General features: G+C 50.3%; 17 protein-coding genes and 1 pseudogene. 6 read left to right on the top strand and 12 right to left on the bottom strand.

Annotation, left to right across the window (positions count from 1 at the left end):
- Positions 1-494 precede the first annotated feature (494 nt).
- A pseudogene (locus J7E85_RS11160) lies at positions 495-686 on the top strand (helix-turn-helix domain-containing protein); the annotation flags it as partial.
- 110 nt (positions 687-796) lie between these two features.
- On the opposite strand, the gene J7E85_RS11165 reads toward J7E85_RS11160, so the two are convergent.
- Together J7E85_RS11165 and J7E85_RS11170 are read right to left on the bottom strand one after the other, a co-directional pair.
- A complete protein-coding gene (locus J7E85_RS11165) occupies positions 797-1,723 on the bottom strand; it encodes an LCP family glycopolymer transferase (protein WP_215157797.1) in 927 nt (308 codons plus the stop codon).
- 388 nt (positions 1,724-2,111) lie between these two features.
- Positions 2,112-2,429 carry a hypothetical protein gene (locus J7E85_RS11170; protein ID WP_215157799.1) on the bottom strand — a complete coding sequence of 106 codons (318 nt, stop codon included), beginning with the start codon at positions 2,427-2,429 and terminating at the stop codon, positions 2,112-2,114.
- 303 nt (positions 2,430-2,732) lie between these two features.
- On the opposite strand from J7E85_RS11170, the gene J7E85_RS11175 reads away from it, so the two are divergent.
- Positions 2,733-3,101 (top strand): helix-turn-helix domain-containing protein, encoded by a 369-nt coding sequence (locus J7E85_RS11175; protein ID WP_076324736.1) that lies wholly within the window; start codon positions 2,733-2,735, stop codon positions 3,099-3,101.
- Between the two features lie 86 nt (positions 3,102-3,187).
- Here the strand turns inward: J7E85_RS11175 and J7E85_RS11180 are convergent, their stop codons facing one another.
- The 4 genes from J7E85_RS11180 to J7E85_RS11195 form a co-directional block, all read right to left on the bottom strand.
- Positions 3,188-3,334, bottom strand: a complete 147-nt coding sequence (locus J7E85_RS11180) for a hypothetical protein (RefSeq protein WP_215157801.1) — start codon at positions 3,332-3,334, stop codon at positions 3,188-3,190.
- A 320-nt stretch (positions 3,335-3,654) separates the two neighbouring features.
- On the bottom strand, positions 3,655-8,250 hold the full coding sequence (gltB, locus tag J7E85_RS11185; RefSeq protein ID WP_215157803.1) for a glutamate synthase large subunit: 4,596 nt from the start codon (positions 8,248-8,250) through the stop codon (positions 3,655-3,657).
- Positions 8,251-8,945: 695 nt separating this feature from the next.
- On the bottom strand, positions 8,946-11,213 hold the full coding sequence (locus tag J7E85_RS11190) for a YhgE/Pip family protein (RefSeq protein WP_215157805.1): 2,268 nt from the start codon (positions 11,211-11,213) through the stop codon (positions 8,946-8,948).
- Between the two features lie 197 nt (positions 11,214-11,410).
- Positions 11,411-11,992, bottom strand: a complete 582-nt coding sequence (locus tag J7E85_RS11195; RefSeq protein WP_215157807.1) for a TetR/AcrR family transcriptional regulator — start codon at positions 11,990-11,992, stop codon at positions 11,411-11,413.
- A 330-nt stretch (positions 11,993-12,322) separates the two neighbouring features.
- Here J7E85_RS11195 and J7E85_RS11200 point away from each other — a divergent pair, with 330 nt between their 5' ends.
- On the top strand, positions 12,323-13,498 hold the full coding sequence (locus tag J7E85_RS11200) for an MGDG synthase family glycosyltransferase (protein ID WP_215157809.1): 1,176 nt from the start codon (positions 12,323-12,325) through the stop codon (positions 13,496-13,498).
- Positions 13,499-13,599: 101 nt separating this feature from the next.
- Here the strand turns inward: J7E85_RS11200 and J7E85_RS11205 are convergent, their stop codons facing one another.
- From J7E85_RS11205 to thpR, 3 genes are all read right to left on the bottom strand, one after another.
- Positions 13,600-14,283: a metal-dependent hydrolase gene (locus J7E85_RS11205; RefSeq protein ID WP_098748779.1), complete on the bottom strand. Its 684-nt coding sequence runs from the start codon at positions 14,281-14,283 to the stop codon at positions 13,600-13,602.
- 42 nt (positions 14,284-14,325) lie between these two features.
- Positions 14,326-15,225 (bottom strand): cell wall hydrolase, encoded by a 900-nt coding sequence (locus tag J7E85_RS11210; protein WP_215157810.1) that lies wholly within the window; start codon positions 15,223-15,225, stop codon positions 14,326-14,328.
- A gap of 97 nt (positions 15,226-15,322) precedes the next feature.
- The gene (gene thpR, locus J7E85_RS11215; protein ID WP_215157812.1) at positions 15,323-15,904 is read right to left on the bottom strand and encodes an RNA 2',3'-cyclic phosphodiesterase; all 582 of its coding nucleotides are present in this window, start codon (positions 15,902-15,904) and stop codon (positions 15,323-15,325) included.
- 301 nt (positions 15,905-16,205) lie between these two features.
- Here thpR and J7E85_RS11220 point away from each other — a divergent pair, with 301 nt between their 5' ends.
- The gene (locus tag J7E85_RS11220; RefSeq protein WP_215157814.1) at positions 16,206-17,159 is read left to right on the top strand and encodes a D-2-hydroxyacid dehydrogenase; all 954 of its coding nucleotides are present in this window, start codon (positions 16,206-16,208) and stop codon (positions 17,157-17,159) included.
- Positions 17,160-17,340: 181 nt separating this feature from the next.
- Entirely contained in the window at positions 17,341-17,652 is a 312-nt protein-coding gene (locus tag J7E85_RS11225) for an MGMT family protein (protein ID WP_098748782.1), read from the top strand.
- 13 nt (positions 17,653-17,665) lie between these two features.
- Here the strand turns inward: J7E85_RS11225 and J7E85_RS11230 are convergent, their stop codons facing one another.
- From J7E85_RS11230 to J7E85_RS11240, 3 genes are read right to left on the bottom strand one after another with little or no spacing between them, the layout of a single operon-like run.
- Positions 17,666-18,646, bottom strand: a complete 981-nt coding sequence (locus tag J7E85_RS11230; RefSeq protein ID WP_215157816.1) for a TRM11 family SAM-dependent methyltransferase — start codon at positions 18,644-18,646, stop codon at positions 17,666-17,668.
- Positions 18,647-18,685: 39 nt separating this feature from the next.
- A complete protein-coding gene (locus J7E85_RS11235; protein WP_215157818.1) occupies positions 18,686-19,648 on the bottom strand; it encodes an LLM class flavin-dependent oxidoreductase in 963 nt (320 codons plus the stop codon).
- Positions 19,635-21,050: a deoxyguanosinetriphosphate triphosphohydrolase family protein gene (locus tag J7E85_RS11240; RefSeq protein WP_215157820.1), complete on the bottom strand. Its 1,416-nt coding sequence runs from the start codon at positions 21,048-21,050 to the stop codon at positions 19,635-19,637. Before J7E85_RS11240 ends, J7E85_RS11235 begins: the two co-directional genes overlap by 14 nt.
- 586 nt (positions 21,051-21,636) lie before the next feature.
- On the opposite strand from J7E85_RS11240, the gene J7E85_RS11245 reads away from it, so the two are divergent.
- Entirely contained in the window at positions 21,637-26,610 is a 4,974-nt protein-coding gene (locus tag J7E85_RS11245; protein WP_215157822.1) for a CBM96 family carbohydrate-binding protein, read from the top strand.
- Positions 26,611-26,707: the final 97 nt, after the last annotated feature.

Here is a 26,707-nt window from a genome sequence, read left to right on the forward strand (position 1 = left end):
CCCTACACTGCATAGTAATGGAGCCGTCTACTTGTAATGCACCAACAAAGCCGATTGACACTCCTTGCAGACTCCCGCCGGAACATTATGCTTATAGAAGCCGGTTTTATACAAGTTGTGGCTTTGGGTGATGGGAAGCATCCGACAGCAACTGACGCAATACATCATCACTTCTTTCATCCCGTCATCTCCTCTTTCGGGATTGATGCATCTATTCTATGCACAGAATGATACATAATGTATCCACAATAAAAATTCTATATAAATTGTTACTCTTTGTCAAACGTAAATAAATCAAATCTTGTTAAGACTATAGGACCTGAAATTCCATTATATAGAAGGTTAAAGATACATTTTTTTCTAAATTTTAAATAATTGCTACAATATGTATTGACGATAGACCGGAATTAAGATACATTTTGTATCATATTAGATGTTTTTATATGATGTATGTTTGCTCTAAATTAAAGGAACTTGTAGAGAGGTGAGTATGAATGTCATATGGATCTCGCATTGCAAAATTGCGGGAGCAAAAAGGTTGGACCCAAGAAGAGCTATCCGAGCGTATTGGAATCAGTCGGGCTTCTTTATCACATTATGAAAAGGATCGCCGAGAACCAAATCTGGAAACGCTAACAAGATTAGCGGACGTATTTCAAACCACGATTGATCAAATCATTGGAAGATAGTCTGTTCAATCCCCCCACTCAAAAAATAATCAAAGTTACCAAAACTTCGTTATTCTCCTTCACACACAAAACCCCCTCTACTCAAAAAGGGGGTTTTGTGTTACGAGTCATTCCATATATGCTCTTAAAGTAGACGTTATCTTGTCTCTTTCTTGATCACCGACGATATAATACCAAATTCCATTCATTTTTTGACCATGGCCAGCAATTTCAACCTGCTCAACCTTTTTCAGTTTTTGACGATACTCTGTCACAAACATCTTCATCTCTTCAAACGAAATATCCGTTTTGACACTGCTCCCAATGTTATCCAGAAGTGATTCCAGTTTAAACACAGTCGAAATCCTTATTAACTTATTTAAGATCCCTTTCAGAACTTCCCGTTGCCTTGTATTTCTACCTAAGTCTCCCTTAGGATCTTCAAAGCGCATACGCGAGAATGCCAGTGCTTCATCACCGTTTAAGTTCAACTTCCCCTCATCAAAGTCATAGCCAGCATATGCGAATCCCATATTGTTATTTACGGTGACTCCACCCAATGAATCTACAATGCTGGAGAAGCCCTCCATGTCCACTTTAATGTAGTAATCGATAGGGAATTGCAAAAAATTCTCGACACTGCTGACCGACATCTCAACGCCTCCAAAGGCATAGGCATGATTGATTTTATCCACTGTTCCATGACCTACAATATCAGTCCTCGTATCACGTGGAATATTAAAAATCAGTACAGACCCCTTTGCAGGGTTTACTGCCATTAATATCATGACGTCAGATCGCCCACGATCATAGGGCCTTTGGTCTACGCCCAAAACCAGGACAGTAAATGGATCAGCGTCCCTCATATTTTTCTCTCCGACCTGAATTGTCGTCCGATCCTGTACGAAGGTTGGGACTACAGGCGAAGGCTCCCGTTCTTCGTAAATCCGATTTGCTGTCGATTTAATGGATTGATACGTATACAGAAGATACGCAGAAGGCAGCAGTATAAGAATAGCTAGAAGCCACAGGACCCATTTCCTTCTCATTTTCATCCAGTGATGCCCTCCATTGCATTGACCTAATCCTGTTCCGTTAAAGGTCGATGTTGAATCATTAAATACATTGAATTCATAGTGAACAAGGGTCAGGAGAATAAGAACTCGCAGAAATATGTATCGAGGAGGTTTCATGATTACAATGAACTAAATATACAACTCCAATTCAAGATTGAATATAAATCCACATATGAAATCATATAAACAAGTTCATTTATAGTAGGAGAAAAACAACGATATTCTAAACCCATCCCACATCATGCACAAGGATTTAAGGTAAAAGAACTAATGACCAAGCAACATAAATATAGTAGAATATCAATAAACCATGATAATGATTCATCGTGAATACCTGTTCGCTGCAGGTTTTCCATGAATTACGTTTTCAGTTATAGAGACTCATTTTATTCGACTCGCTGTGACCGAACATCATTCGGTTCAACATACCCACGATACGGGTCTTTTTATCGCCATCTGTATAGAATTCCGTATGATACAATTGGCGTCCATAAAAGAGTCCCCTTGATTCAATGTGGCCTGAAAGCAGAATATGATCCACATTATCATCAATTTCGTAACCCAATATAACATTAGAATGAATCGGTATTTCCCAAGGACATAGGAATACAAGACCACTTGGCAGCAACTCTAGCGGTGTAACGGAATGACTTTTCCCATGAATGGTTAATTCCCCGATCTGCATGACTCTAATCCTTACTGTAATTTGGTGTTGCCGTTCTCGTAACATTGGAGGTAACTCATCCGCTCCTTATTATAATTTTTTGGTATGGGACATTTCTGCACTGGATAAAATGATACTAACTGTACCCAAACCTTTACATTGTAGATACAATATGTATCTTATTAATGTTTATAATACGATACATATTGTATCTAGTCAATAAAAAGTAGTCTTTTTATGTATATAATAAACCGGCAATTTCAACTTATAGATCTATTCAATTAACTTCTATAGATACAAGCCATTCGAAAGGGGGTTCAATGCGTGAACTACGGAGAACGAATATCAGAATTACGTGAACAGCATGGATGGACTCAGGAAGAGCTCGCTACCTCTGTCGGTATTACACGTGCTGCACTATCCCATTATGAAAAAAATCGGCGCAAGCCCGATTTCGAAACATTGACCCGCCTGGCAGATCTGTTTGACGTATCCATAGATTATCTGATCGGGAGAACGACACAGGAAAAAACGGTGCTTGATGCGGAGGTTCGATCGTTTGTGGACGGACTTGAACTATCCGATGAGGATTTATTGGAACGCTTTAACCTTACAGTGGACGGCCGCAAGCTCACTGAAGATGAAGCCAAGCGATTTATTGCATTTGTTCGCATGGAACGGGCCATGAAATAACGGTTTTACGCCCAAGAACTACAAATCCCCGACGTGTAGGATACTACGATCACAACATGTCGGGGATTTTCTTGTCACCATGAGACCTATCTAATCTTTTCGTCCTCCATTTGCAGCCATTTATCAGGATGGATTCCCAATTGAGTCATGAGCTTATTGATGTCGATGTTTGTTTTCTGTTGGTCAAGCCGCTGCTCGGTGCTTCCGGAGCCTCTCTCCTTGTCCACACTCATTTCCACAACTACCTCGCTTATCTATAATTTCCTCTCCATCCCAGCTGCTCATACTTGTTGAAATTACATGTATACAGCAACAACCTATTAAACAACTTACTTACCAATATTATAACCAACGAATCCACATGATGCTGTCGTCTTATGGAGCCTTTGTCCTATGCTTCCGGTTCTAATTTTGTCGAATTTTCTTTTGAAATATTTTGTTGAAAATACAAATTTCTCAATAAGACTCATCGTAACTTATTTATATATGAAAAAAAACCACATTGCATTCATTAAAGAACACAATATGGTTTCTAATATCATAACATCAGATGTTAGTTCCCTGTACGAGCCAATTCTTTCATATTCGCCTCAAAAGCGGCGAGGAGTGCAGCTTCACCCGCCAGGCCTTGGTCTTGCGCCTTCTCGATATGCAGCAGCATGCGCTTGTAATCTTTCGGAATAATACGGACAAAGCGGCTGAGCGCCTGATCCCAATCTCCTAGAATTTGCTGTGCCGGCACACTGCCGGTGTACTGCTCATGCTGCTGGATAAGATGATGGAGTGCTTCAGCTTCTACTGTTTCCTCCACACGCTCAAGGAGTACCATCTCCAGATTGCAGCGATCCACAAAAGTTCCTTCAGGATCATAGACGTAGGCTACACCGCCAGACATCCCGGCCGCGAAGTTGCGTCCGGTTTCGCCGAGCACGACTACCCGGCCGCCGGTCATGTATTCACAGCCATGATCACCAACGCCTTCAACCACAATGTTCGCACCCGAGTTGCGAACGGCAAAGCGCTCACCGGCAATGCCTCTTACGTAGGCTTCACCGCCTGTAGCACCATAGAACGCGGTATTACCGGCAATAATGTTCTCCTCGGCTTTGAAGGTTGCTTTTGGCGAAGGCTTCACGATCAGCTTGCCGCCGGAAAGGCCTTTACCGATATAGTCATTCGCATCCCCTTCCACCGTCAGCGTCATCCCTTTCGGCACAAAGGCACCAAAGCTCTGGCCTGCGGAACCCACGAAGTTAAATTGAATCGTGTCTTCAGGCAGTCCGGCAGCGCCGTATTTGCGCGTGACTTCACTGCCCAGTATGGTACCCACTGCACGATCCACGTTCGTGATCGGGAAGGTCCCTTCTACCGCTGCTCCCGATTCCAATGCAGGCGCAGCGCTGCCGAGCAGTGAACGCATATCCAGCGTTTCTTCCAGGCCATGATTCTGTCTTTGACTGCGATAGCGAGTGCTGCCTGCCGGAAGCTCCGGCGTATACAGCAATGCGGAGATATCCACGCCTTTCTTCTTCCAGTGATGATCCGCTTTGACGGCATCCAGGCAATCGGTACGTCCAATCATCTCATTAATGGTGCGGAAACCAAGCTCTGCCATCAACTCGCGCATGTCTTGAGCGACAAAGCGCATGAAGTTGGCAACATGCTCCGGATCTCCTGTAAAGTTCTTACGCAGCTCTGGATTCTGCGTGGCCACGCCAACCGGACAGGTATCCATTTGGCAGACACGCATCATGATACATCCGACGGCAACCAATGGTGCCGTAGAGAAGCCATACTCTTCGGCCCCAAGCAGAGCCGCTACCACCAAGTCGCGTCCGTTCAGCATTTTGCCATCCGTCTCAAGCACAACGCGGTCACGCAGATTGTTCATGATGAGTGTCTGATGGGTCTCGGCAAGGCCAAGCTCCCAAGGCATACCCGCATGTCGGATCGAGCCTTGCGGCGAAGCCCCCGTTCCACCATCGTAACCACTGACCAGAATGATGTCCGCGCGGCCCTTCGCAACACCTGCAGCGATCGTCCCCACACCCACCTCGGATACAAGCTTCACGTTGATATCCGCACGCGGGTTGGAGTTCTTCAGGTCGTAAATAAGCTCCGCCAAATCTTCAATGGAGTAGATATCATGATGCGGCGGCGGCGAAATCAGGCCAACACCTGGCGTCGAACCACGAACCTCGGCTACCCAAGGATACACTTTACGGCCCGGCAACTGTCCACCTTCACCCGGCTTCGCGCCCTGTGCCATCTTAATCTGGATTTCGTCCGCATTCACCAGGTAGTTGGAGGTTACGCCGAAACGTCCCGAGGCCACCTGCTTGATGGCGCTGCGGCGGGAGTCGCCATTGGCCTCCGGGATGAAACGTGCCGGATCCTCTCCGCCTTCACCCGTATTGCTCTTGCCTCCGATGCGGTTCATCCCGATCGCAATACTCTCATGCGCTTCCTTGCTGATCGAGCCGAATGACATCGCGCCCGTTTTGAATCGGCGCATAATGGATTCTACGGATTCAACCTCATCCAGTGGTACCGGTTCGCCGGCTGGCTTGATTTCGAGCAGTGAGCGCAGCGTAAGATGCTGCTCATTCTCCCCTTTCACAAGCTCTGCATATTTTTTATAAGTTGCATAGTCATTGGTTCGGACAGCCTGCTGCAGCAAATGGATGGTTCTCGGGTTGAACAAATGCTCTTCCCCGTCAGCTCTCCATTGATATTCGCCGGCTGAATCCAGCGCTTTATCGTTCCCATCCTTATCGGTAAAGGCACGCTCGTGATGGGCCAGAGTTTCCTTGGCCACTTCTTCCAGACCGATGCCCCCGATACGGGATGGCGTCCGTGTGAAATAGCTTTCTACGAATTCTTCTTTGAGGCCGACAGCCTCAAAGATTTGAGCCCCGCGATAAGATTGAATCGTGGAGATCCCCATTTTCGACAACACTTTGACAACGCTCTTACTTGCCGCCTTAATGTAATTCTTCACCGCTTTCTCATGCGAGATCCCGCGAAGCATGCCTTCCGAAATCATGTCATCCAATGTTTCGAACGCCAGATACGGGTTGACCGCACTCACGCCGTAACCGAGCAGCAGGGCATAATGATGGACTTCACGAGGCTCACCGGATTCAAGCAGGATCGCCACCTTGGTCCGGGTTCCCTGGCGGATCAGGTGATGATGGAGAGATGATACGGCAAGCAGCGATGGAATCGCAGCATTGTCTTTATCCACGCCGCGGTCCGACAAGATCAAGATGTTATGGCCCTTGGCAATGACCCGGTCCGCTGCCTCGCAAAGGGTTTCGATTGCTTGGCGTAGCCCTTCTGCACCTTCCGCTGCCGGGAAGAAAATCGGAATGGTCATGGATTTGAAGCCGGGACGACGAATGTGGCGCAGCTTCGCAAAATCTTCATTTGAGAGCACCGGCGAATCCAGACGGATGTGACGGCAGCTTTCGGGCTCAGGCTTCAGCAGGTTACGCTCCGGACCGATCGTTGTTGCGGTTGAAGTGACCAGTTCTTCACGAATCGCATCAATCGGCGGATTTGTCACCTGGGCGAACATCTGCTTGAAGTAGTTGAACAGCCGCTGCGGACGATCGGACAACACCGCAAGCGGTGCATCATATCCCATGGATGCAACAGCTTCCGCACCCGTGATCGCCATCGGCTCGATTACTTTGCGCAGCTCCTCATACGTATAACCGAAGGCTTGTTGCAGCTGACGTACATTTTCATGCTTTGGATCCGGCAGTTCCGGTGGTTCAGGAAGATCATGAAGCTCTACCAGATGCTCATCCAGCCATTCAGAGTACGGAAGTTCAGCGGCGATACTTGCTTTGACTTCTTCATCGGAGATGATCCGGCCTTCCTGCGTGTCAACGAGCAGCATCCGGCCAGGACGCAAGCGGTCCTTATACAGCACATTTTCCGGCGGAATATCCAGTACGCCCGCTTCGGAGGACAGAATGATCAGATCATCCTTCGTTACATAATAACGGGATGGACGCAGTCCGTTCCGGTCCAGGGTAGCCCCGATCTGAACACCGTCCGTGAACGCCATTGCGGCCGGGCCGTCCCATGGCTCCATCAGGGTGCTGTGGTATTCGTAGAATGCTTTTTTGGTCTTATCCATACTCTCATGGTTGCTCCATGGCTCAGGGACCATCATCATGGCCACATGCGGCAGGGAACGACCGCTGAGATACAGGAATTCAAATGTATTATCGAACATACCGGTATCAGATCCGTCCGGGTTGATGACAGGTTTAACCTTCTCCAGGTCGCTTCCGAACAGTTCATGCTCAAACAGCGATTGACGGGCGTGCATCCAGTTGACATTCCCGCGCAGCGTGTTGATCTCGCCGTTGTGAATCATGAAGCGGTACGGATGCGCGCGTTCCCAGCTTGGGAACGTGTTCGTACTGAAACGGGAGTGAATCAACGCGATAGCGGATTCCAACCCCTCTTCCTGCAGGTCCAGGTAAAATTCCCCCACCTGCTCTGTCGTTAACATGCCTTTGTATACGATTTTCCGGCAGGAAAGGCTGGATACATAGAAGCTATCGCCTTCAGGCTTGCCGCTGTAACGGATAGCCAGCTCGGCGCGACGGCGGATGACATACAGCTTGCGCTCGAACGAGAGATCATCCTGAATGTCGGCGCTTCGTCCAATGAACACTTGGCGGACATACGGCTTTGCCGCTTTTGCTGATTTACCCAGCATTTCATCATGGGTTGGTACATCACGGAATCCAAGCAGGGTCTGACCTTCTTCAGCAATAATCGAAGCCAACTGGTCTTCATGGGACAAACGGACAGCAGGATCATGGGATAGGAACAGCATGCCGGCACCATAATGCCCGGCTTCCGGAAGCTCAAAGCCCAGTTTCGCTGCTTCGGAGGAGAAGAAAGAGTGAGGAATTTGCAACATAATCCCAGCACCGTCACCGGAGTTCGGCTCGCTGCCCTGACCGCCGCGATGCTCCATATTGGCAAGCATGGTGAGCGCGCTGCTAACGATTTCATGGGATGGCTTACCCTTGATATGGGCAACAAAACCCATACCGCAAGCATCTTTTTCAAACTGCGGATCATAGAGGCCCTGTTTCTGGGGAAAATCAGTATGTTTCATAAGATGCAACCTTTCTTTGTATAGAATAAAATGCTGCTGATCAATAACAGAAAACATAAAGTGCGTGTTCAAAAAGGTCGGTTTTCAGCACCGAGAAGATTGGATGAAGCTAGGGACTGAGGAGTGGAGCGTACGTTTTTGGTACGTGAGCACCGGAAGGCCCGGCTGAATTCAAGATTCGATGCCGAGTGGCTTCCTGATTCACTTCGTGATCAAAAGCGGACTTTTTTGAACAACCTCTTAAAGGTTGGACATCAATCCTCTCCTGCAGTGAACACACTGTCACGAGGCGATGCAGTATTGTGCAAAAGCGGCAAGGGGTAACATTTACCTAACACGTAAGATTTATTAGTTCTATATATTTTAGCACCGTCATACAGTGCAGGCAATTCAAAGTTTTTATGAATTTGATAAGAATTGTTTTTATGAGAGTTAACACAAGACACTGTTAAAATTTATGTAGAATAGTGCAAAAAAACATGCAAATAAAACATTCCGAACAGGCGGTTTTGTTCACCTTCTCTCATTTCCACACAACCATCCGCTCAGATTCACCCTTCACCTTCTTATTCGAAAGGCGGCTTTTCTTCTTTTAAATACCCTCCCGCTCCCAACACCTCTTCAAAAAAAAGACTTCCCCGAGATCTGTTCGATCTTCGGGGAAGTCCTCTTCCTTCATATAATAGCTATCTTACTTATGCAGTCAACGCTGTATCGGTGTCTGCTGCTTTCTTGCTGTTTCGAGTAGCCAGGAAGTACACAGCGGTCAGTGCCAGGAATACGAGACCGAATCCGGCCAGTACACCCACATTGGCCCACATGCCGTCGAAGCTTCCTGTGGAAATGACGTCCTTGTATCCTTTTACGCTGTAAGTCATCGGCAGAAGCGGATTCAATGCTTTCATCCAGTTCGGAATCAGCTCTACCGGGAACGTGCCTGCGCTTGTTGTCAATTGGAGGATCAGGATAACGATGACGACGAAGCGTCCAGGCTGATCCAGCCATGTTACGAACATTTGCACCAGGAACATGAACGACAAGCTTGTAATGATGGAGAAGAGATAGAAGAGCGGAACGCTCTGTACCTCAAGCTTCAATCCGTACAGCATGACGACCGCTGCCAGCAGCGCTTGAATCAATCCCATACCGGCAAAGGAGAGCGTACGGCTGACAAACCGGTTCCAGCCCGATGCATTCGGTACCGATGCACTGCGGATTGGCATAATAATTGTACAGAGCAGGGCTCCGACAAACAAACCGAGCGACAGGAAGTATGGTGCGAATCCCGTACCGTAGTTCGGCACTTCGTTCACTTTGTGCTCTTCAACCTGTACCGGACCGGCAAACATAGTGACCGTTTCATCGGTTGTTTTGATATCGCCTGTCTTGTCGGCAGCCTCGTTCAGCTTGCCTGCAAGCTCTCCGCTGCCTTCCTTCAATTCATTCATTCCGTTTACCAGCTCACCAGCTCCGGAATCCAGCTTTTTAGAACCGTCGGCAAGCGTTGTAACACCACTTCCGAGCTTACCTGCTCCTCCAGCTAGCTGCTGCGTCCCTTGCGAAAGGGTCGCTGCGCCGCTTGCGAGCTGTTTACCACCAGCTGCCGCTTCGCTCAGCTTCGTGCCGAACAGCTTCATGCCGTCAGCCAATTGCTTTTGGCCGGCGTTCAGCTGTTTGGCACCAGCCAGCAGCTCTTGACCGCCAGCTGCGAGCTGTTTGCCGCCTTCAGCCAGCTGGTTCGCTCCTGCGCTCAGCTTGCCAGCGCCTTCCTGCAGCTGCAGCGTGCCTTGATTCAGCTCGGATGCGCCTTGTGCCAGCTGTTTCTGGCCGGCATTCAGCCCGCTTGTGCCAGTGGCAACGGATTGGCTTACAGCCAGCAGCTGCTGAACCTCCGGACTTTGCTCCAGCTCCGGATTGCTTTCAGCCAGCTTCTTCAACCCTTCTGCAACGGCCTTGGCGCCTTGCTCCAAGGAAGCAGTAGCCTCCAGCGATTGATTCAGTCCGGCTTTCAGACTGCTGCTGCCTTCATGAGCGCTTTTCGCGCCTGCCGCAAGCTGGGAAGCCCCTGCCTGGTTGGCTTGCAAGCCGTTATTCAGAGTGGTACTGCCGGCTGCGGCAGATTCAATCCCCGCTTGCAGCTTGGCACCACCCTTGCTCGCTTCCTCAGCTCCCGCTTGCAGCTGGCTGTGACCCGCTTTAAGCTGATCCAAGCCGGAAGCGAGGGTGCCCGCTCCTGTGTTCAACTTGCCTGCACCGTTATTCAGTTCCTGCACGCCTTTGGTCAAAGGTGCGATTCCATCCTGAAGCTCCTGTGTGCCACTGACGAGTTTAGCCAGGTTTTCTTTCAGCTTCACTGCGCCATCATCCAGCTTCACGGCACCTTCGGATATCTTGGTCGCGCCGTCTCCCGCTTCGCTCAAGCCATCGGATACTTTGGCTACTTGATCGAACAGGGTTTCCGTATAGGCTTCCGTCACTTTCGCGGACACCTTGGCCTGAATCTGCTTCACTGCAGATCCACCGATCTGAGCTGCCAGGAAGTTGTACCCTTCATTCGGCTCAAACACGATTTGCGCAGGCTGCGGATGTTCATCCATTAAAGTTGTCGCCTGCTGTGAAAAATTCTCGGGAATGCTGATGGTCATGTAGTATTTGTTATCCTTCATGCCTTGCTCAGCTTCTTGCCGATCAACGAATTGCCAATTAAAATCTTTTCCCTTCTTCAGCTCGGCAACCAAATCCTCGCCAGCATGAAGCGTCTTTTCTTCAAAAACAGCACCCTGGTCATTATTGACGACCGCAACGGGCAAATCCTCCATCTTTCCGTACGGGTCCCAAAAGGCCCCGAGAAACATACCGCTGTACATGACCGGTATGAACAGCACCGCGATGATCGGAATCAGTATCTTTTTATTCCGAACAGCAGCGCCAAGATCTTTTCCAAATACAGATAATGACTTCATCCAGTCTCTCTCCTTTTTTTCTCTAGATAACCAGCCGACATGAATCTGCATTCTCGCAGATCACATTCTAGTACAAAATGACCAATATCCTCATCTAGTCAATTCAGGCCAAAAAAAACGGTCCCTGGCAAGGAAGACGATCCCTCAAGCCTAGAGAGTCCGCCTTCCTCATCACGAAGGAGGTTCATGCATCCTTCTTATGAAGTGGCCTTCAACCCGTCAGCCAGGAACACCATCATATATTCCTTGATCTGTTCCTTGCTCAGCGCCTTGTGAAGCTGATTAAAGTCCGTCGTGAGCGCAACATACAGCTTCAGCATCACGAAGGATACCACTTGAGCATCCAGGGGCTTGAGCTCACCGATCGATATGGCCTGCTCCACAATCCCCTCGAGATACCCGACGATTCCGTTCTCCACCTTCGTCAACCCTTCATGCGCCTTCGGCGTGCCGATATCCCGCACTTCTTGCGATAGCTTAATGAACAGCTCATGCTCGCTTCGGAATTCAAGCAGCGCATCCAGCACCCGATACAGATTGTCGAAGAAATCTCTGTCCTTCTGGATCTCGCGCTCGGCAATACGTTTCATCTCCATAATGGCCGACAGCAAAATCTCGTCAAACAGTTCATCCTTATTCGTGAAAAACGTGTAAATCGTACCTTTCCCTACATTCGCAATCTTCGCCACCTGTTCCATCGTCGTCGCTTTATATCCGAACAAAGCAAACGACTTGGAGGCAGCATCTAGCACCTGCTTCCGACGGTCCACAGCTGACATGCTTACCCCTCCTTCTTGATCTTTTAAATTGGCCTTCATTTCAAAATTGACCAGAATACTTTTTCGGTCATTCGGTCAAAAATCACTTTACCAGATAATCGGATGCATTGCAATATCTTTTCGTTAAATTTTTTAATATTTTATATGCAGGGTTCAAATCCGATCCTGACGTCTAATGTAAGGGTACACTCTAACTCCCGGCCGTAAAATAATTGAAATGCTTTTCCCTTTCGCGCGTATACTTATGATGCATACTCTTTTTTTTCGCGCCGCTCTTCAAAAAATGATTCCTGTTTTGTAAGATAGAGGGAGAAAGAAGTAGGTGAAACCATGCGATATACAAGAGTGCTCCTCTTTTCCGAGGGTTTCGGCACAGGACATACGCAAGCAGCGTATGCGCTGGCTGAAGGTATACAACGGATGAATCCCGGCATCCACTGCCGTGTCATTGAGCTCGGCAATTTTTTAAATCCAACCGTGGGGCCGTTAATTTTATCCGCTTATCGAAAAACCGTCAGCACCCGCCCGCGCCTTGTCGGCATGCTGTACCGTTCGCAATATAAGAAATCGTTAAACCGTCTTACGCGGCTCGCACTGCACCGTATATTCTATGCGCAGGCCCAGCAGGTCATTGAGCAGCTGAAACCGGATCTCATCATATGTACCCACCCCTTTCCTAACGCTGTGGTCTCCCGCCTGAAGCGTCAGGGGCTTGAGGTTCCGCTCTATACGCTGATTACCGACTATGATGCCCATGGCACCTGGGTCAATTCGGAAGTGGATGAATATCTCGTATCAACACCTCATGTGAAACAGTTACTGCTGCTGCGGGACATTCAGCCCGAATACATTCATGTGACCGGTATTCCGGTGCATCCCAAGTTCTGGGAAAGGGGCAATCAAGAGGCACTTCAAGCCGAGCTTCGACTAAAGAACATGCCAACCGTGCTGATTATGGGGGGCGGATGGGGTCTCGTATTCAACAAGGAGCTGCTCAGCAAGCTGGCCAGCAGGGCCGATGATATCCAGCTGGTCTTCTGTATGGGACAGAACGGGAAGCTCGTTGCCAGCATGCGCGAAGACCCGATCTTTCAGCATCCCAACATTCATGTTCTCGGTTATCGTGACGATATACATAAACTTATGGAAGTGTCCGATTTGCTCATTACGAAGCCAGGCGGGATGACATGTACAGAGGGAGCTGCCAAGGGAATTCCTATGCTGTTCTATGAGCCTATTCCGGGACAGGAAGAAGTGAATTCCCATTTCTTTGTCAGCGAAGGCTATGCGGAAATTTTGGATTCTCCTGCCGTGATCGACAAATGGCTGAACCTGCTGTCCGATCATTATGATCAGGTAAGTAAGAAACGTAACGGAGCAGGCGAGCGACGCATACCGCATCTGGAGCCCGACCACTGTGCCAGCCAGGTGATGGGATTGCTGACCGAAGGACATATGCCCGGTAATCATGAAGATCCCGTCAAACTGTTGGCGGACCAGCCCTAATATCTATAGCATGTTCTATAATTCCCGCTTTTGAACTTTTACCCCCAAAAAAAGCTTCCCTGTCTTCGTGACAGGGAAGCTTTTTTCCATGAACAATCCATCTATATTTCCAGCGTTTCTCCAGCCTTTAATGGATGACCCTGAATGCCTGTTTTGGCTAGTTCGCCGCAAAAGGCCCCAGCGTCCTGTTTAATGCCCGGGAACGTGTCATAATGGACTGGGATGACATGCTTCGCGCGAATCCACTGTGCGGCCAGCAGGGCGTCCTGTGGCCCCATCGTCAATAAATCTCCAATTGGCAGCGCAGCTGCATCAATTTGGTTCATCTCTCCGATTAAGCGCATATCGCCAAATAAACTCGTATCGCCTGCATGATAGAACGTTTTGCTGCCCATCGTCAGAATGACGCCGCCAGGCTGCCCTGCATAGATCCAGGTGTCCCCTACCGAAATGGATGAAGAATGAAAGGCTGGGGTAAACTTCACCTTAAAGCCATCGAATTGCGCGCTTCCGCCGATGTTCATCCCATGGGATTTGGCACCCAGGCTGCCGCAATACACGGCGAGTTCATAGACTGCGATAATCGGGCAATCATTCTGCTTCGCAATCTCGATGCAATCGCCAAAATGATCGGAGTGGCCATGCGTCAACACAACCGCATCCACCTTTACGTCTTTGGGCTCGATGCCTGAGCCTGGATTCCCTGATAGCAGCGGATCGATGATCACACGAACTCCGCCTTCTTCCACCAAAATGCTAGAATGGCCGTAATACGTAATATTCATGCTTAAACACACCTCCTACATCATAGTTTACCCATACAGGCACTACTTGTAAAAAGAGTGATTTCCTATTTTTTTAACGAACGTTCTTGAATGATGTACCGTCAGGTCCTGAGCCAGCTTCAAAGACAGGAAGAAGTACGTATCGTCCTTTACCTCTTTTTGACCATGAAGTGCCGCATTCACGGATTTAATCGTCTCTTTGTTCGGATTGACACGTTTAAGACGCCCGTTCGCTACAGGACTAAATTGGTGTTTTTGATAGATGACATCGGTAATCGTATCGGGAAAATTAGCTGACCGCAGCCGGTTTAAGACAACGTTAGCAACTGCTACTTTGCCTTCGTACGGTTCGCCTTCCGCCTCTGCCATGACAATCTTCTGGAGCAGAAGCAGTTCTTCAGCTGACAAATCATAGGTCCAGGTCGCTTTGGCTTTCTGACCCTGGGTTAACGTATTTGTTCTTGTGAAGAATAAAGTTGTGGGGGGTGATAAGCTTTCAGTCTGAGATTTGACGACATGCGTCCCCTTTTGTTTTGCCGGTTTCCCGTCCGCAGTCTGAGATTTCGCTGGTTTCTTTTTCTCATCTGCAGTCTTCAATGCTTGTTGCGAGTTCCAATATCCGTTTTCAGCCAAACCTATGCCTTTTGCGCTTGAAAAAGCATGACTCTTGCTCCCCGGCTTATTCCACTCTTGGAAAACAATTGAAGACAAATTATTGACAGGTTCCCTATCCTGCTTGGTACTCGCCTCTTTTACGAAGAGATCAGGGTCATTTACAGGAGCCGGTGCAGCCATCACAAACTTCGGCATATCCTGCTGCTGTTCTTCCCCTTTCGTTGTCTTTTTCTGCATTCCAAGTAAACTTATAAGAGACAAACTCACAAAGAGCGCTCCGATGAGCAGCGCAACCCAGCGATTTTGCCGTAGCACTTTGATAGTCATATTTTTCCTCCTATGATGTCGGCACATTCCTACACTATGTAACCACATTTTTAGGCGTTGAAAACATGGTAATTTTATGAACATTCTATTTTCAATTTCAGAAAAATGTCGAAAGCCGCGCCACACCTACTGTTTCGTACATCGGACTTGCATGCAAATTTGTTCGAAAAAGAACAAGTTGCTGCACATCCCACTGGATGGGTTTGGGTCCTGTTCCGATAACATCCAATGAAAATTTTTGATATCCTTGAAATTTCCGGCCAATCGTAATATGCGGACGAAACGGTCGCTCCTCCGGCACAAATCCGAAAGCCTCCATCCTCGATACCATCGATTGCTGAAGCAGAGACAGAGCATTCAAATCCCCGCCGACTCCCGCCCATAAAATTCTTGGCGAGGCGCTTGCCCCGAACACGCCGGCATCATAAAGGCCAAGCCTGAAGGGCTTATGCTCCTTGGCGACTTCCTGCAGCGCCGCTGTGAGCTCCGCTATGCGATTTGACGGCGTATCGCCTAGAAACTGTAAGGTAATGTGGTAATCTTGCGGATGAACCCATTTTTTGAAATTCACTTGCTCCCTCAATGTTTCCGTCCAATCCTGAATCCGGGAAGACACCTCGGAAGGCAGATGTACGGCAACAAATAAACGATCCATAGCTCCCTCAGCCGAATGGCTCAACTAAGACACTTCCTTCCAATCCTCTTTTATCCTAAGCAGCCACCGGCTGCTATAAGCACCATGTTTTCATGGTTCGTTTATAGTTTGAGCAATATTACCTGAAAATAGTATGAGGGTACATCAAATTCGCCTAAAAATATGATGAAGCTTCAATTTACCATAAAACGGACAATAATTCATGTACAAATTTACCAATCTCGATAGTTCGTCCATGCGCAAAGTTATGATTTCTGATAATATGTTCCCAAAGAGCGTTACGCTTTTATTCTGGTTTATATCACATTCCTTAGGAGGTAGCACCATGCCGAAAATCGTTGCCATACACGACTTAACCACCGAACAACAGCAAAAAATCAAGGATATCGCCCCCGACTACGAGCTGCTGGTCACAAAAGCGAAAGAGCTTACGCCAAGCATCGTTCAGGATGCCGAAATCATGATCGGCTGGTCACGCTCCATACAGGAGGATATATTGTCTGCGGACAGCAAACTGAAATGGATTCAAGCATGGTCAGCCGGTGTGGATAAAATGCCGCTCAAAGAGCTCGAAGAAAAGGGCATTCAGCTTACCAATGCCAGCGGCGTACATAGCGTTCCGATTACGGAGCATATTTTTGCGATGATTCTGGCCTTCACGCGCAACCTTCATCTCGCCATTCGACAGCAATCGAACAACAAATGGGATACGTCCGGCACGTTCACGGAATTGGCAGGCAAAACCATTGTCATTGTCGGCGTCGGCAAGATCGGCAGTCATACGGCGCGCGTGGCCCAAGCGTTCGGCATGCGGACCGTCGGGGTCCGTCATTCCGGCAAGTTCGATCCTTATGTGGAAGCGATGTATAAGGTCGATCAGCTCGATGAAGCACTGGCGGAAGGAGATTATATCGTGAACATCCTCCCGCTCACCGATGATACCCGTGGACTGTTCAACGAGGCAAGATTCTCGGCGATGAAGGACTCTGCCTTCTTCGTTAACGTAGGCCGCGGTCAGACCGTGGTAACGGATGACATGATTCAGGCACTTCAATCCGGAGCCTTGGCAGGTGCGGGACTGGATGTCTTCGAGGAAGAGCCGCTTCCGTCAGACCATCCGCTGTGGAACTTGGACAACGTCATCATGACCCCTCACATGGCGGGCGATACGGATCGCTACAGCGAGCGTGCCGTGGATATTTTCCTGGAAAATTTACAGAGCTATGTAAGCGGTAAGCCGCTGTCCCGAAATGTAATCGACTATAGCAAGTCGTACTAAGACCAGGTAACAAGTTTTTAAGTACAACTTTTTATCCTGCTCTCAAAGGAGCCAGGGATCTTGCAACAAAGACCACAGATCCATACAACAAAAGGAACGTCCCGAGGTTTTCATTTTCACACCTTCCGGGACGCCCCTTTTTATTTTTTACTACTTTTATACGCAATGGGAGAGAGAATCGATGCAGCCGTATACGGAACGTGTAATTGAAGTGATCCGGAGCATTCCGGAAGGATATGTCATGACGTATGGACAAGTGGCCAGACTCGCTGGTAGCCCAAGGGGCGCCCGTCAGGTCGTCAGAATACTTCACACCCTCAGTCACATTCACAAGCTGCCGTGGCACCGGGTCGTCAACGCAAAAGGAGAGATCGCCATCAAGGACGATGAATCCAGGCTCATGCAGGAGCTGTACCTCCAGGACGAAGGCGTTGTCGTCAATCCCAAAGGCATCATTGATTTAGAGAAATATCGTTATGATCCTGCGGAATAGATAATATGCCCCATTATTCGCACAACCAAATATCCCTTACAAAACTCCCCTTGCGGGTCGTGCAATGACGCAGGACCTTCCAGCCCGTATTCATCAGTTGCTCGCGTAATGGCTCTGTGCTGACGATGACAGCTCGATCTGACAACCGACGTAAGCTATGCAGCATCTGCAACTTCTCTTCCTCCGGGAAAACGGAACACACATTATACGGCAGGTCCAGGATCGCGGCATCATAATGCCCTTCCAATGTATTCATATCCTGAATGGCAACTTTGTTATCATCATAACCGTAGTGTCTCAGATTCACCCTCGATCCCCGAATGGCAAGCGGATTGATGTCATGACCCTCGGCCGCGATTCCCATCGACAACGCCTCGATCAAAACATTCCCCATACCACAGCAGGGATCCAGGAGCGTCACTTCGCTTAACCGAGGAACTGCCAGGTTGACCAGTGCCCTCGCGATCCGCGAGCTGAGGCCTGTAGAGTAATTTTGCGGCTTCTGTTTATGATTCAGCCATGCACGTTCAGGTTCATGAAGAATTCCCAATCTCCAGATGCCGCCTGTGGACATCATACCGAGCGTGATATCCGGAGCTTTCATCTGTGCGGTTCCTGTAATTTGGCGGCCTACCGTCCGTTCATATCCGCGTGATTGTTCATAACTGAATCGATCCCCCGCCTTGAGGCAGACAACTTTGAAGGTCGCATTATTAAGGTGAATCCTGCCTGCTTGCTCGGCGATTCGTTCGATGGATTCTCCAGTTATCCTGACATTGATGCAGGCCGATAAGAACGGGCTCCGATCCGGATCAACCCATAACTCGCTTTCCAGCCAATCCTCACCGTCAGGCTCATGACCGAACAGCTCCGTCAGCTCCATCAAGCACAGCTCTCGCTCCGTTTCATGACAGGCATAAGTGTAAAAAAACGATGGCTCACCGCTTGTGGAAGACGGAGCAAAGGTAATGTCATACTCGTTCGTATTTATCATTTTTTTCGTCTCTCTTCTATTATATATGTGCAGCAGTCACTACTGCTCCATTAACAGCCGATAGGATTCCAGCCGCGCATTATAATCGCTCACCGGCGTGACGATCAAGAACTCGTCACACCGATACTGTTCTGCCATATGCTGCAGTCTGTTTCGTATACTTGCAGACGTGCCGATGATAAGCCGCTGGGATGGGTCTGACGAATCGGAACCAGACGGGTCCGTGGGCATCGTGCGCTGCCCTCGTCGGGGAATTTGCGTTGCAAGCTTCTTTGCCTGTTCCTCCGTCTCCGCGCAAACCACGCTTACCGCCACCATCGCGCACGGTTCCTGCAAATGAGCGCTTGGCAGAAAAGCTTCCCTATAAGCTTGGAGAACTTCCGCCCCGTCCGTATCGCTCATAAACTGTCCGAATACATAGCCCGTCCCGAATTCGGCCGCATACCCCGCACTCTTCGTGTTCGTGCCGAGCATCCACATCACGGGCGGAGTTGCGGGGACCGGTTTCGCTGCTACCGGCACGTCTTCATAGCGATACCGATCCTCCAGCAGTTCGGTCAAAGCCCGAATCCGCTGCGGCAAATCCGCCACATGACCCAGGAAATTTCCGCTAAGCGCCAAACTCGTATGGGCTGAACCTCCCGGCGCCCGCCCGATCCCGAGATCGATGCGTCCGGGATACAGCGCTGCCAGCATACGGAAATTCTCCGCCACCTTCAGCGGGCTGTAGTGGGGCAGCAGCACGGCCCCAGAGCCGAGCCGGATGCGCGTTGTTCTGGCGCCGATATGGGCCAGCAAAATCTCAGGCGATGCACAGGACAGATGCTCCAGATCATGGTGCTCTGCCGCCCAGTAGCGCCCGTAGCCCCATGCTTCCACTTTTTGTGCCAGTATCACCGCTTGCTGCAAGGCCTCTTCGAACGAGCTCTCTCCCAAACGCGGAACCAGATCAAGCACGCTCAGTTTCAATTGGCTTTTTCCTCCGTTACTAATCCAAATCATAGATCGAACCTACCTTGAGTCCATATAACTCGTTATAGATTTTCTCGGCAAAAGCGTCCGTCATCCCTGCGATATAATCAATCACCATATGCTCCCACGTCCAGATCGGCTGGGCCCGCTTCTGATCCGCCTCATAGCGCTGAAGCCAGTCGGACGGAATGATCGCCGTTGAGGCAACAGGATCCAGAAAAGCATCCCACAAGCGCTTGATGATCCATTCGCTGCGTTTTTGCAGGCGCTGAACCCGCAGGTCGCGAATCATAGTCACCCAGGCGAAACTCTTCAGGACGCTGACCGTACGCAGCATATCCTCGTCTTCCACGCCGTCTTTGACAAACGTCACCTTTTTCCAATCTCCGTTCGTAATCACGCCTAAGCTGCCTACAAACAGGCTGACCCAGTAGGCCTTGACCTCCCGCCGGGTACGGGAATAGTCATTCTCGCAGGTCGGCATTTTCTCGTTCCAGATTTTCAGAAACTCATCCAGCACCGTTTCCACCTTCGGATGAATCTGCTCTTTGGTCCATCCCTTCCATACCTCGTCTTCCAGCGTCATGATCTTCTGCACGATCAGTTTGTTCAGGTGACTATCTCGCAAAAAGTGTTCATGCACCTCGATCTTCCCGGCTTTGATGCCATCCTCCAGATCATGCGCGGAATAGGCGATGTCATCGCAAAGATCCATCAGCTGCGCTTCGAGCGTTCGATGCGTGCCGGGAATTTGCCACTCCTTCCGAATCTGGGAGATGTATTCCCATTCATGCCGGTACATCCCTTTATGATTATCCAACCCGGAGAACGGATATTTATTGATGCCAAGCAGCACCGCATCGGACAGATTGAGTCCGTTGACATTCTCTCTTTTCTCCAAAAACATGATCAGCCGAAAATTGTGCGCATTCCCTTCAAAATGCTCATATTTCCGCCGCATCGCCTGCTGTACCTCGGCAGCCCGCTCCGGCGTCGGCGTACCCGGCTGACGCGTCAGCTCCTTCTCGGTTCTGCGGTCAATGAGCTTCTCCAGAATGCCCTGCAGCACCTCTTCGCCCTTATGGCCGAATGGAGGATGCCCAAAATCATGGGCGATCGCCGCGCATTCCACCACCTCGGGATCAATCATCAGCCCGGCGTTCTCCGCCTGATCCGGCATCACTTCGGGATAATGGCGGCTCAAACTCCGTGCCGCTTCGCGCGCAATCTGCGCCACCTCGAGCGAATGCGTTAAGCGCGTCCGGTAGTAATCGCCGGTGCCAGCACCGAATACCTGTGATTTTCCTTGCAGCCTGCGGAACGTCGGCGAATGGATCAGGCGCGAATAATCCCGCTCGTATACCGCGCGTGAAGCATCCGACTTCGTTTGCTCCGGGTATTGGCGATGCTCTCTAAGCTCATTCAGTGTCATTTATCCCACTCCTGTTTTATCTGTATAGGGTCGATTCGGAACCGTTCGTTCTTTAGATTATATGCCATCCGGCAGCTGAAGAAAAATATGATTCCCCAGTAAACCCGTTCCTCCTTGTATACCCGAATTGTGTCAGACACTATCTGCTAAGCACGATATTCCCGTCAAGGCGATGGGTGGAGCAAATCATACAAAGATGGACTCCAGTCTCCACGGCCCTATTTTTACACCCTCGGGAGGGTATAAACGTCAATGAATCTTCCATTATGCAAAAACGCCAAGCGCTTATAGGATTAACACAAGACCTATGCTTGCATTCTTGATACGTTGTTAGGTAAGCGCTGTCATTCACTTCTTGAAGCGCGCCACGGAAAGGAGGGAAATGATATTCCATAAGAGTCATAAAGCAAATCCGATACCACCCCGAATCAGTCCGACCATGTCAAAGCCCCACCTTCTTCTCCTATACCCACATGCACCTCTAACATTCATTGGGCTTCTTATGCCCGGGGGGCAGTCAAGCGCCTACTCCTCGGGTTTTCTTAAACACGCTTCAATCACAAATTGAAAAGCGAGGGATGGAACGTTGAAGAAGACACTTAACCGAATCTCATGCCTGATCCTCTGCCTGCTGATCTCCATAAGCATCATGGCATCCCCAGGGCATCTTCGTGCCGTATCTGCACAATCGGTTTCAGAATTCGATCTTGCGGATGAATCTTTTGCATCGAATTCCGATCCCCTACCGGAACCAGAAGGGCCAGATATTCTTTTCTTCTCCGATAACTTTGATTCGGACCGCTACGGAACCACGGGCGGCGTCGTGATTCCGCTGCCTTGGGTTCAGACCGGGGATGGCGGAAGTAAAGCCAAAACCTCCGTATCCAGCAGCGCTCCGTCTACGCCGAACCTTATGAAGATCGATGTGACCGACTCGGTCTATCTGCCCGTCAATACGACGGGTTATGGCAATATCAAGCTGAGCTATTATACAAGAGCTTCATCCTATGTCAGCGGAAGCATTGTGGCAGAATGGTCAGGCGACGGCGGCGTAACCTGGAGCACGCTGGAGGATTTCAAGCTTGCCCCCGGAACCCCCGAAGCGCCGCGCAGCGAATCCAACACGTTGAAAACCTGGACGCTGCCCCCTGAGGCTAACAGTAACCCAAACGTACAAATCCAGTTTCGGGTAGGTGATCCGATGAACGCCAACATGTACATCGACAGCGTCTCGCTGTCCGGCCAGGCCATACCGGGCATTCCGCCTGCGGTCGATCCTGTGCCTGAACCCCCGCCGACCGAAACGGGCCCGTACCCTGCACCGGAAGGCGTAACCCTCTATGAGGACGTTTTGATCGGCAAAGCCGGCGACCGGGATCTCTTCACGTCCATTGCCGTTCCGAGCACCCAGCCAGCCGAGCCTATGCCGGTCATGATCTACATTCACGGCGGAGGCTGGAATAAAGGCGACCGCAAAAACGCCCTCGGCAGCATCTGCAACTATGTCCTTAAACACGGGTACATCGGCGTTTCCTTAAGCTACCGGCTAACCCCCGAAACGCCTTACCCGGCCCAGATTCAAGACGTGAAGCTGGCCATTCGGTATCTGCGTGCCCATGCCGAGCAATACCACATCGATCCAAGCCGGATCGGCGTTTGGGGCACTTCGGCGGGCGGGCATCTCGCATCCCTGCTTGGAACGACCGGAGACCTGACCATGGAGGATACGGTCACGCTGGATACTGGGGATACCGTTCATCTTCCCGATATCGAAGGCGTAGGAGGCTGGCCGGAATACTCCACCAAGGTGCAGGCGGTGGTGGACTGGTACGGACCAGCAGACTTCACGACCGATTTTGCCGACCGTTACAGCTCGGTCACAAAGCTGCTCGGAGGGCATAACGCCCTGTCCGTCCCGATTGAGGCTCGGCTTGCCATGCCGGGGACGTATGCCACTCCCGATGATCCGCCGTTCTGGATCCGGCATGGTGACGCGGACGCCACCATCCCTTACACCGACAGCGTGACATTCGCGGATCAATTGACAAGCGCCGATGTTCCGGTCGTAGATTTTGAGATCGTACCCGGACAGGGTCATGGTTTTACCGGAGAAGCCAAGTCAACCGCAGAAGCGGAAGCTTGGGCCTTCATGGCACAGCATGTGAAGAATCTGGAGGTAACAACGCCGATTCTCTACAAAGACGGTTACACGCCTCCTGATCCGACAGATCCAACCGATCCCACCGACCCAACTGATCCTTCACCGGGTATTCCCGTTGTGGTTGGGCGTTTGGAGCCCTCGGACGATGCCTTGATCGACAGTTCCAAACCGGACACCAATATCAATTCCGCCACAGGCACAAGCCTCGGCCTTTTTAGCGTATCGTCCGGCACAACCAACAAAAAGGTTGTCTATTTCAAATTCGATGCTTCCACCCTGAGCGATCCGGACTACCTCTACGAATTCCAGGTCGCCGCGAAAAAAGGCACCAGCAACACGGACCTAGAGCTCTCCCTCTACGGGATCGAGAATACAGCCTGGAACGAAAGCCAACTGACCTGGAATAATGCGCCCACGAATAGCCTCGATCCGGCCGCTTATGTGGGGTCGTTTACGGTAAAGGCCGAGAATAGCGGGCGCCCGGAGGTGTACAGCGTCGATGTGACAGACTATGTCCGCAGCCGTCTTGCGAATGGCAGCGTATCGTTTCTCCTTGCAGATGCGAGCCATACCGGTGTCAGCGTCAATATCTATAGTAAAGAAGCCAACGGCTCCAGCAATCCAAGACCTGCGCTGGTCGTAAGCGAGTTGGTGGATTCCAGTCAGGATAATACGCCACCGTCCTGGCCGGTCGGAAGCCGTCTATCCATCGGCAGCATTGGCGAAGATTATGTGCATTTGGCATGGCTGACGGCAGAGGACAACAAGTTCGTCGCGAAGTATAACGTTTATCAAAACGATGTCAAAGTAACGGAGCTAAGCTCCGACATCACCCGCTATGAAGCGGAAGGACTGTCTCCGCACACGGAGTACAGCTTTAAGGTCGAGGCTGTCGATGCCGCTGGAAATGTCAGTCCGGTTCCACTGACGTTGTCAGTTACGACGCTTAGCTCCCCCTTATCGCCTTGGCCTGTGGCCTCGGTTACGGCAAGCGGCAGCGACGGCAACATCGAGGATAATACCTTGGACCAAAATCTGTACACCCGCTGGTCAGCCGCCGGCGATGGTCCGTGGATCATGTATGATCTGGGCGAGACCAGGGACATCGGCTATCTGGGAATCGCCTTCTACAAAGGGGATGTTCGCGCGACGCAGATCGATATCGAAACCTCGGATGACGGAGTAAGCTGGTCTCCCCTCTTCAACGGTTCGAGCAGCGGAACCAACACCGCGATGCAGCCATTTAACGTCCCGGACACGAATGCCCGGTACGTCAAGCTGATCGGGCGCGGAAATTCGGACGGCAGCGCCTACACGAGTCTGACGGAAGTCCATATCTATCCGCCTTTTGCTAACGGGGATACACCTGTGGCAATTATTCCGGATTTTGTGCCGCAGCCGCCGGAGGGTACCGTCCCTTTTACCTCTCCCGGCATGAAAAATGCGGACGGCAGCAACCATCCGGTGCATCAGGCTTTTGCTGCTACCGGAAGGACGCTGAATGTAGTCGATTACGGAGCCGATCCTGCAGACAACGGCTCGGACGATCGACCGGCGATTCAGCGAGCAATTGATGAGGCGCTCCCGGGAGACGAGGTGTTCTTCCCTAATGGCGTGTACAACTTAAACAGTGCTCCAGATGGTTTGACCAATCTGACGCTGAAATCGAAGGTCAATTTACGGGGGGAGAGCCAGAACGGCGCGATCCTGAAGACCTCGCTGAACAAGGTTCGGAACAGTACGATGCTGAGATCCGCCAAGCAGCATGATCTGACCATCTCCAACCTGACGCTGACATCTGCTTGGGAGGGTCAATATACAACGGATCACAGAATCAACAACCCGGATGCCGGCGGTCCTGACATGATGATCATTGCCGCCAATTATGGCGAGGCGCCTTCGTACAACATCACGATCAACAGTGTGACGATCGAAAAATTCAGCCGCATGGGGGTCCGCATCGAGAACAGCCATGATATCGTCGTCCGCAATACCACGTTCCGAAATGCCACGGATCTCGGTCCGGGCGGTGCCGGATACGGTATATCCATTCAGGGCGTACCGAAGGTCGACCGCAACGGTTTTGCCAATGATACCCGGTGGAATCTAGTCGAAGACTCTTACTTCGAGGGGCCTTACCTGCGCCACGGCGCACTCATTCAATATGTGGCCCATAACAATGTGATCCGGCATAATGAATTCCACCAAGTTCGGCTGGATGCGATTGATCTGCATGGGGAGCTGGAGTATTTTAACGAGATTCACCATAACCTTATTACCGACATGCCTTATGGCGGCGGCATCGGCATCGGGAATACCGGGGGAACCGCCCCAACCAATCACAGTAAATCCGGTCCGCAAAACTATATCCACGACAACACAATCCGCAATGCGCGGCAAGGCATCGTCGTATCCATGGGCTCACCGGATACCATCATCGAGAACAACCGGATCGAGAACACCGTCGACATTCCGGATGCCGCCGGCATCAACATTTTGAACGGGCCGGGCACAATCATCAAGGGCAACACGATACGCCAGAACACGGCCGAGCATTATTGGGGCATTCTCCTCGAGCACGACAACGGGGACACCAACGCGGGCGGCACTGGAGCTGGAGAGCCGGAGGATGTGCAAATTCTAAACAATACCATTACCGGGAACAGCAACGGGATTCAGCTCAAGGCGGGCCAGAACATCAAACTAAGCGGAAATACGCTGGACAATGTAGGCGAGAACTTTACCGCCGCGCCGGGTGTCACGTATACCGATTTCACAGTAGGCTTGGAGTACAGCACAACGACCCCGACAAATGGAGACGTTGTTGCAGCCTTGGTCTCGAATCGTCCGTTTACCGTTATCAATAACGGCGGATCTTCAACTTACAAATTTACCGAGAATGGTTCATTTATCTTCGAATATGAAGATGAGGACGGCAACGAAGATAAGATGACAGCCACAGTGTCGAACATCGATAAAATCGCCCCGGTGCTGAAGGTAACACTCTCACCTTCCGTACTAAAGGCACCGAACCACAAAATGGTCGATATTCACGCTGAGCTCGAATCTAGCGATGAAGGCTCTGGCGTTGCATCCATTGTGTTGACCTCCATCACCATGGAGAGTGCAGGCGGCAAGGGGCATAGCGGAGATACATCGGAGATTGAGAAAGGTAAAGATAAGGACACGGGTGACAGTGAAAGCAAAAACAATCGAGGCGATGGGGGCGACTGGGGACAGGATATACAAGATGCCGAGTTCGGTACCTATGATACCCATTTCCGGCTGCGGGCAGAGAAATCGGAGCGCGGACAGAGCCGAATCTACACGGTGACCTATACCATTACGGACCATGCGGGGAATCAAGCGCAGGCTGTGAGGACGGTGAGGGTGAAGTGAGCTGAGTTTACTTAGGTAGGGATTTTTAATATGAATATGTATGCACGGACACAGGGTTCATGGAATAAGCGAACGTGAATTGCGCCGAGAAAGTAAA

This window comes from Paenibacillus sp. ISL-20 (genome assembly GCF_018613005.1).
GTDB lineage: Bacteria > Bacillota > Bacilli > Paenibacillales > Paenibacillaceae > Paenibacillus_AQ.

Coding starts and splice junctions, on each gene's coding strand:
- J7E85_RS11165 (WP_215157797.1), bottom strand. CDS start 1,723: ATGAAAATGAGAAGGAAATGGGTCCTGTGGCTTCTAGCTATTCTTATA.
- J7E85_RS11170 (WP_215157799.1), bottom strand. CDS start 2,429: ATGCAGATCGGGGAATTAACCATTCATGGGAAAAGTCATTCCGTTACA.
- J7E85_RS11180 (WP_215157801.1), bottom strand. CDS start 3,334: ATGAGTGTGGACAAGGAGAGAGGCTCCGGAAGCACCGAGCAGCGGCTT.
- gltB (WP_215157803.1), bottom strand. CDS start 8,250: ATGAAACATACTGATTTTCCCCAGAAACAGGGCCTCTATGATCCGCAG.
- J7E85_RS11190 (WP_215157805.1), bottom strand. CDS start 11,213: ATGAAGTCATTATCTGTATTTGGAAAAGATCTTGGCGCTGCTGTTCGG.
- J7E85_RS11195 (WP_215157807.1), bottom strand. CDS start 11,992: ATGTCAGCTGTGGACCGTCGGAAGCAGGTGCTAGATGCTGCCTCCAAG.
- J7E85_RS11200 (WP_215157809.1), top strand. CDS start 12,323: ATGCGATATACAAGAGTGCTCCTCTTTTCCGAGGGTTTCGGCACAGGA.
- J7E85_RS11205 (WP_098748779.1), bottom strand. CDS start 14,283: ATGAATATTACGTATTACGGCCATTCTAGCATTTTGGTGGAAGAAGGC.
- J7E85_RS11210 (WP_215157810.1), bottom strand. CDS start 15,225: ATGACTATCAAAGTGCTACGGCAAAATCGCTGGGTTGCGCTGCTCATC.
- J7E85_RS11220 (WP_215157814.1), top strand. CDS start 16,206: ATGCCGAAAATCGTTGCCATACACGACTTAACCACCGAACAACAGCAA.
- J7E85_RS11225 (WP_098748782.1), top strand. CDS start 17,341: ATGCAGCCGTATACGGAACGTGTAATTGAAGTGATCCGGAGCATTCCG.
- J7E85_RS11230 (WP_215157816.1), bottom strand. CDS start 18,646: ATGATAAATACGAACGAGTATGACATTACCTTTGCTCCGTCTTCCACA.
- J7E85_RS11235 (WP_215157818.1), bottom strand. CDS start 19,648: ATGATTTGGATTAGTAACGGAGGAAAAAGCCAATTGAAACTGAGCGTG.
- J7E85_RS11240 (WP_215157820.1), bottom strand. CDS start 21,050: ATGACACTGAATGAGCTTAGAGAGCATCGCCAATACCCGGAGCAAACG.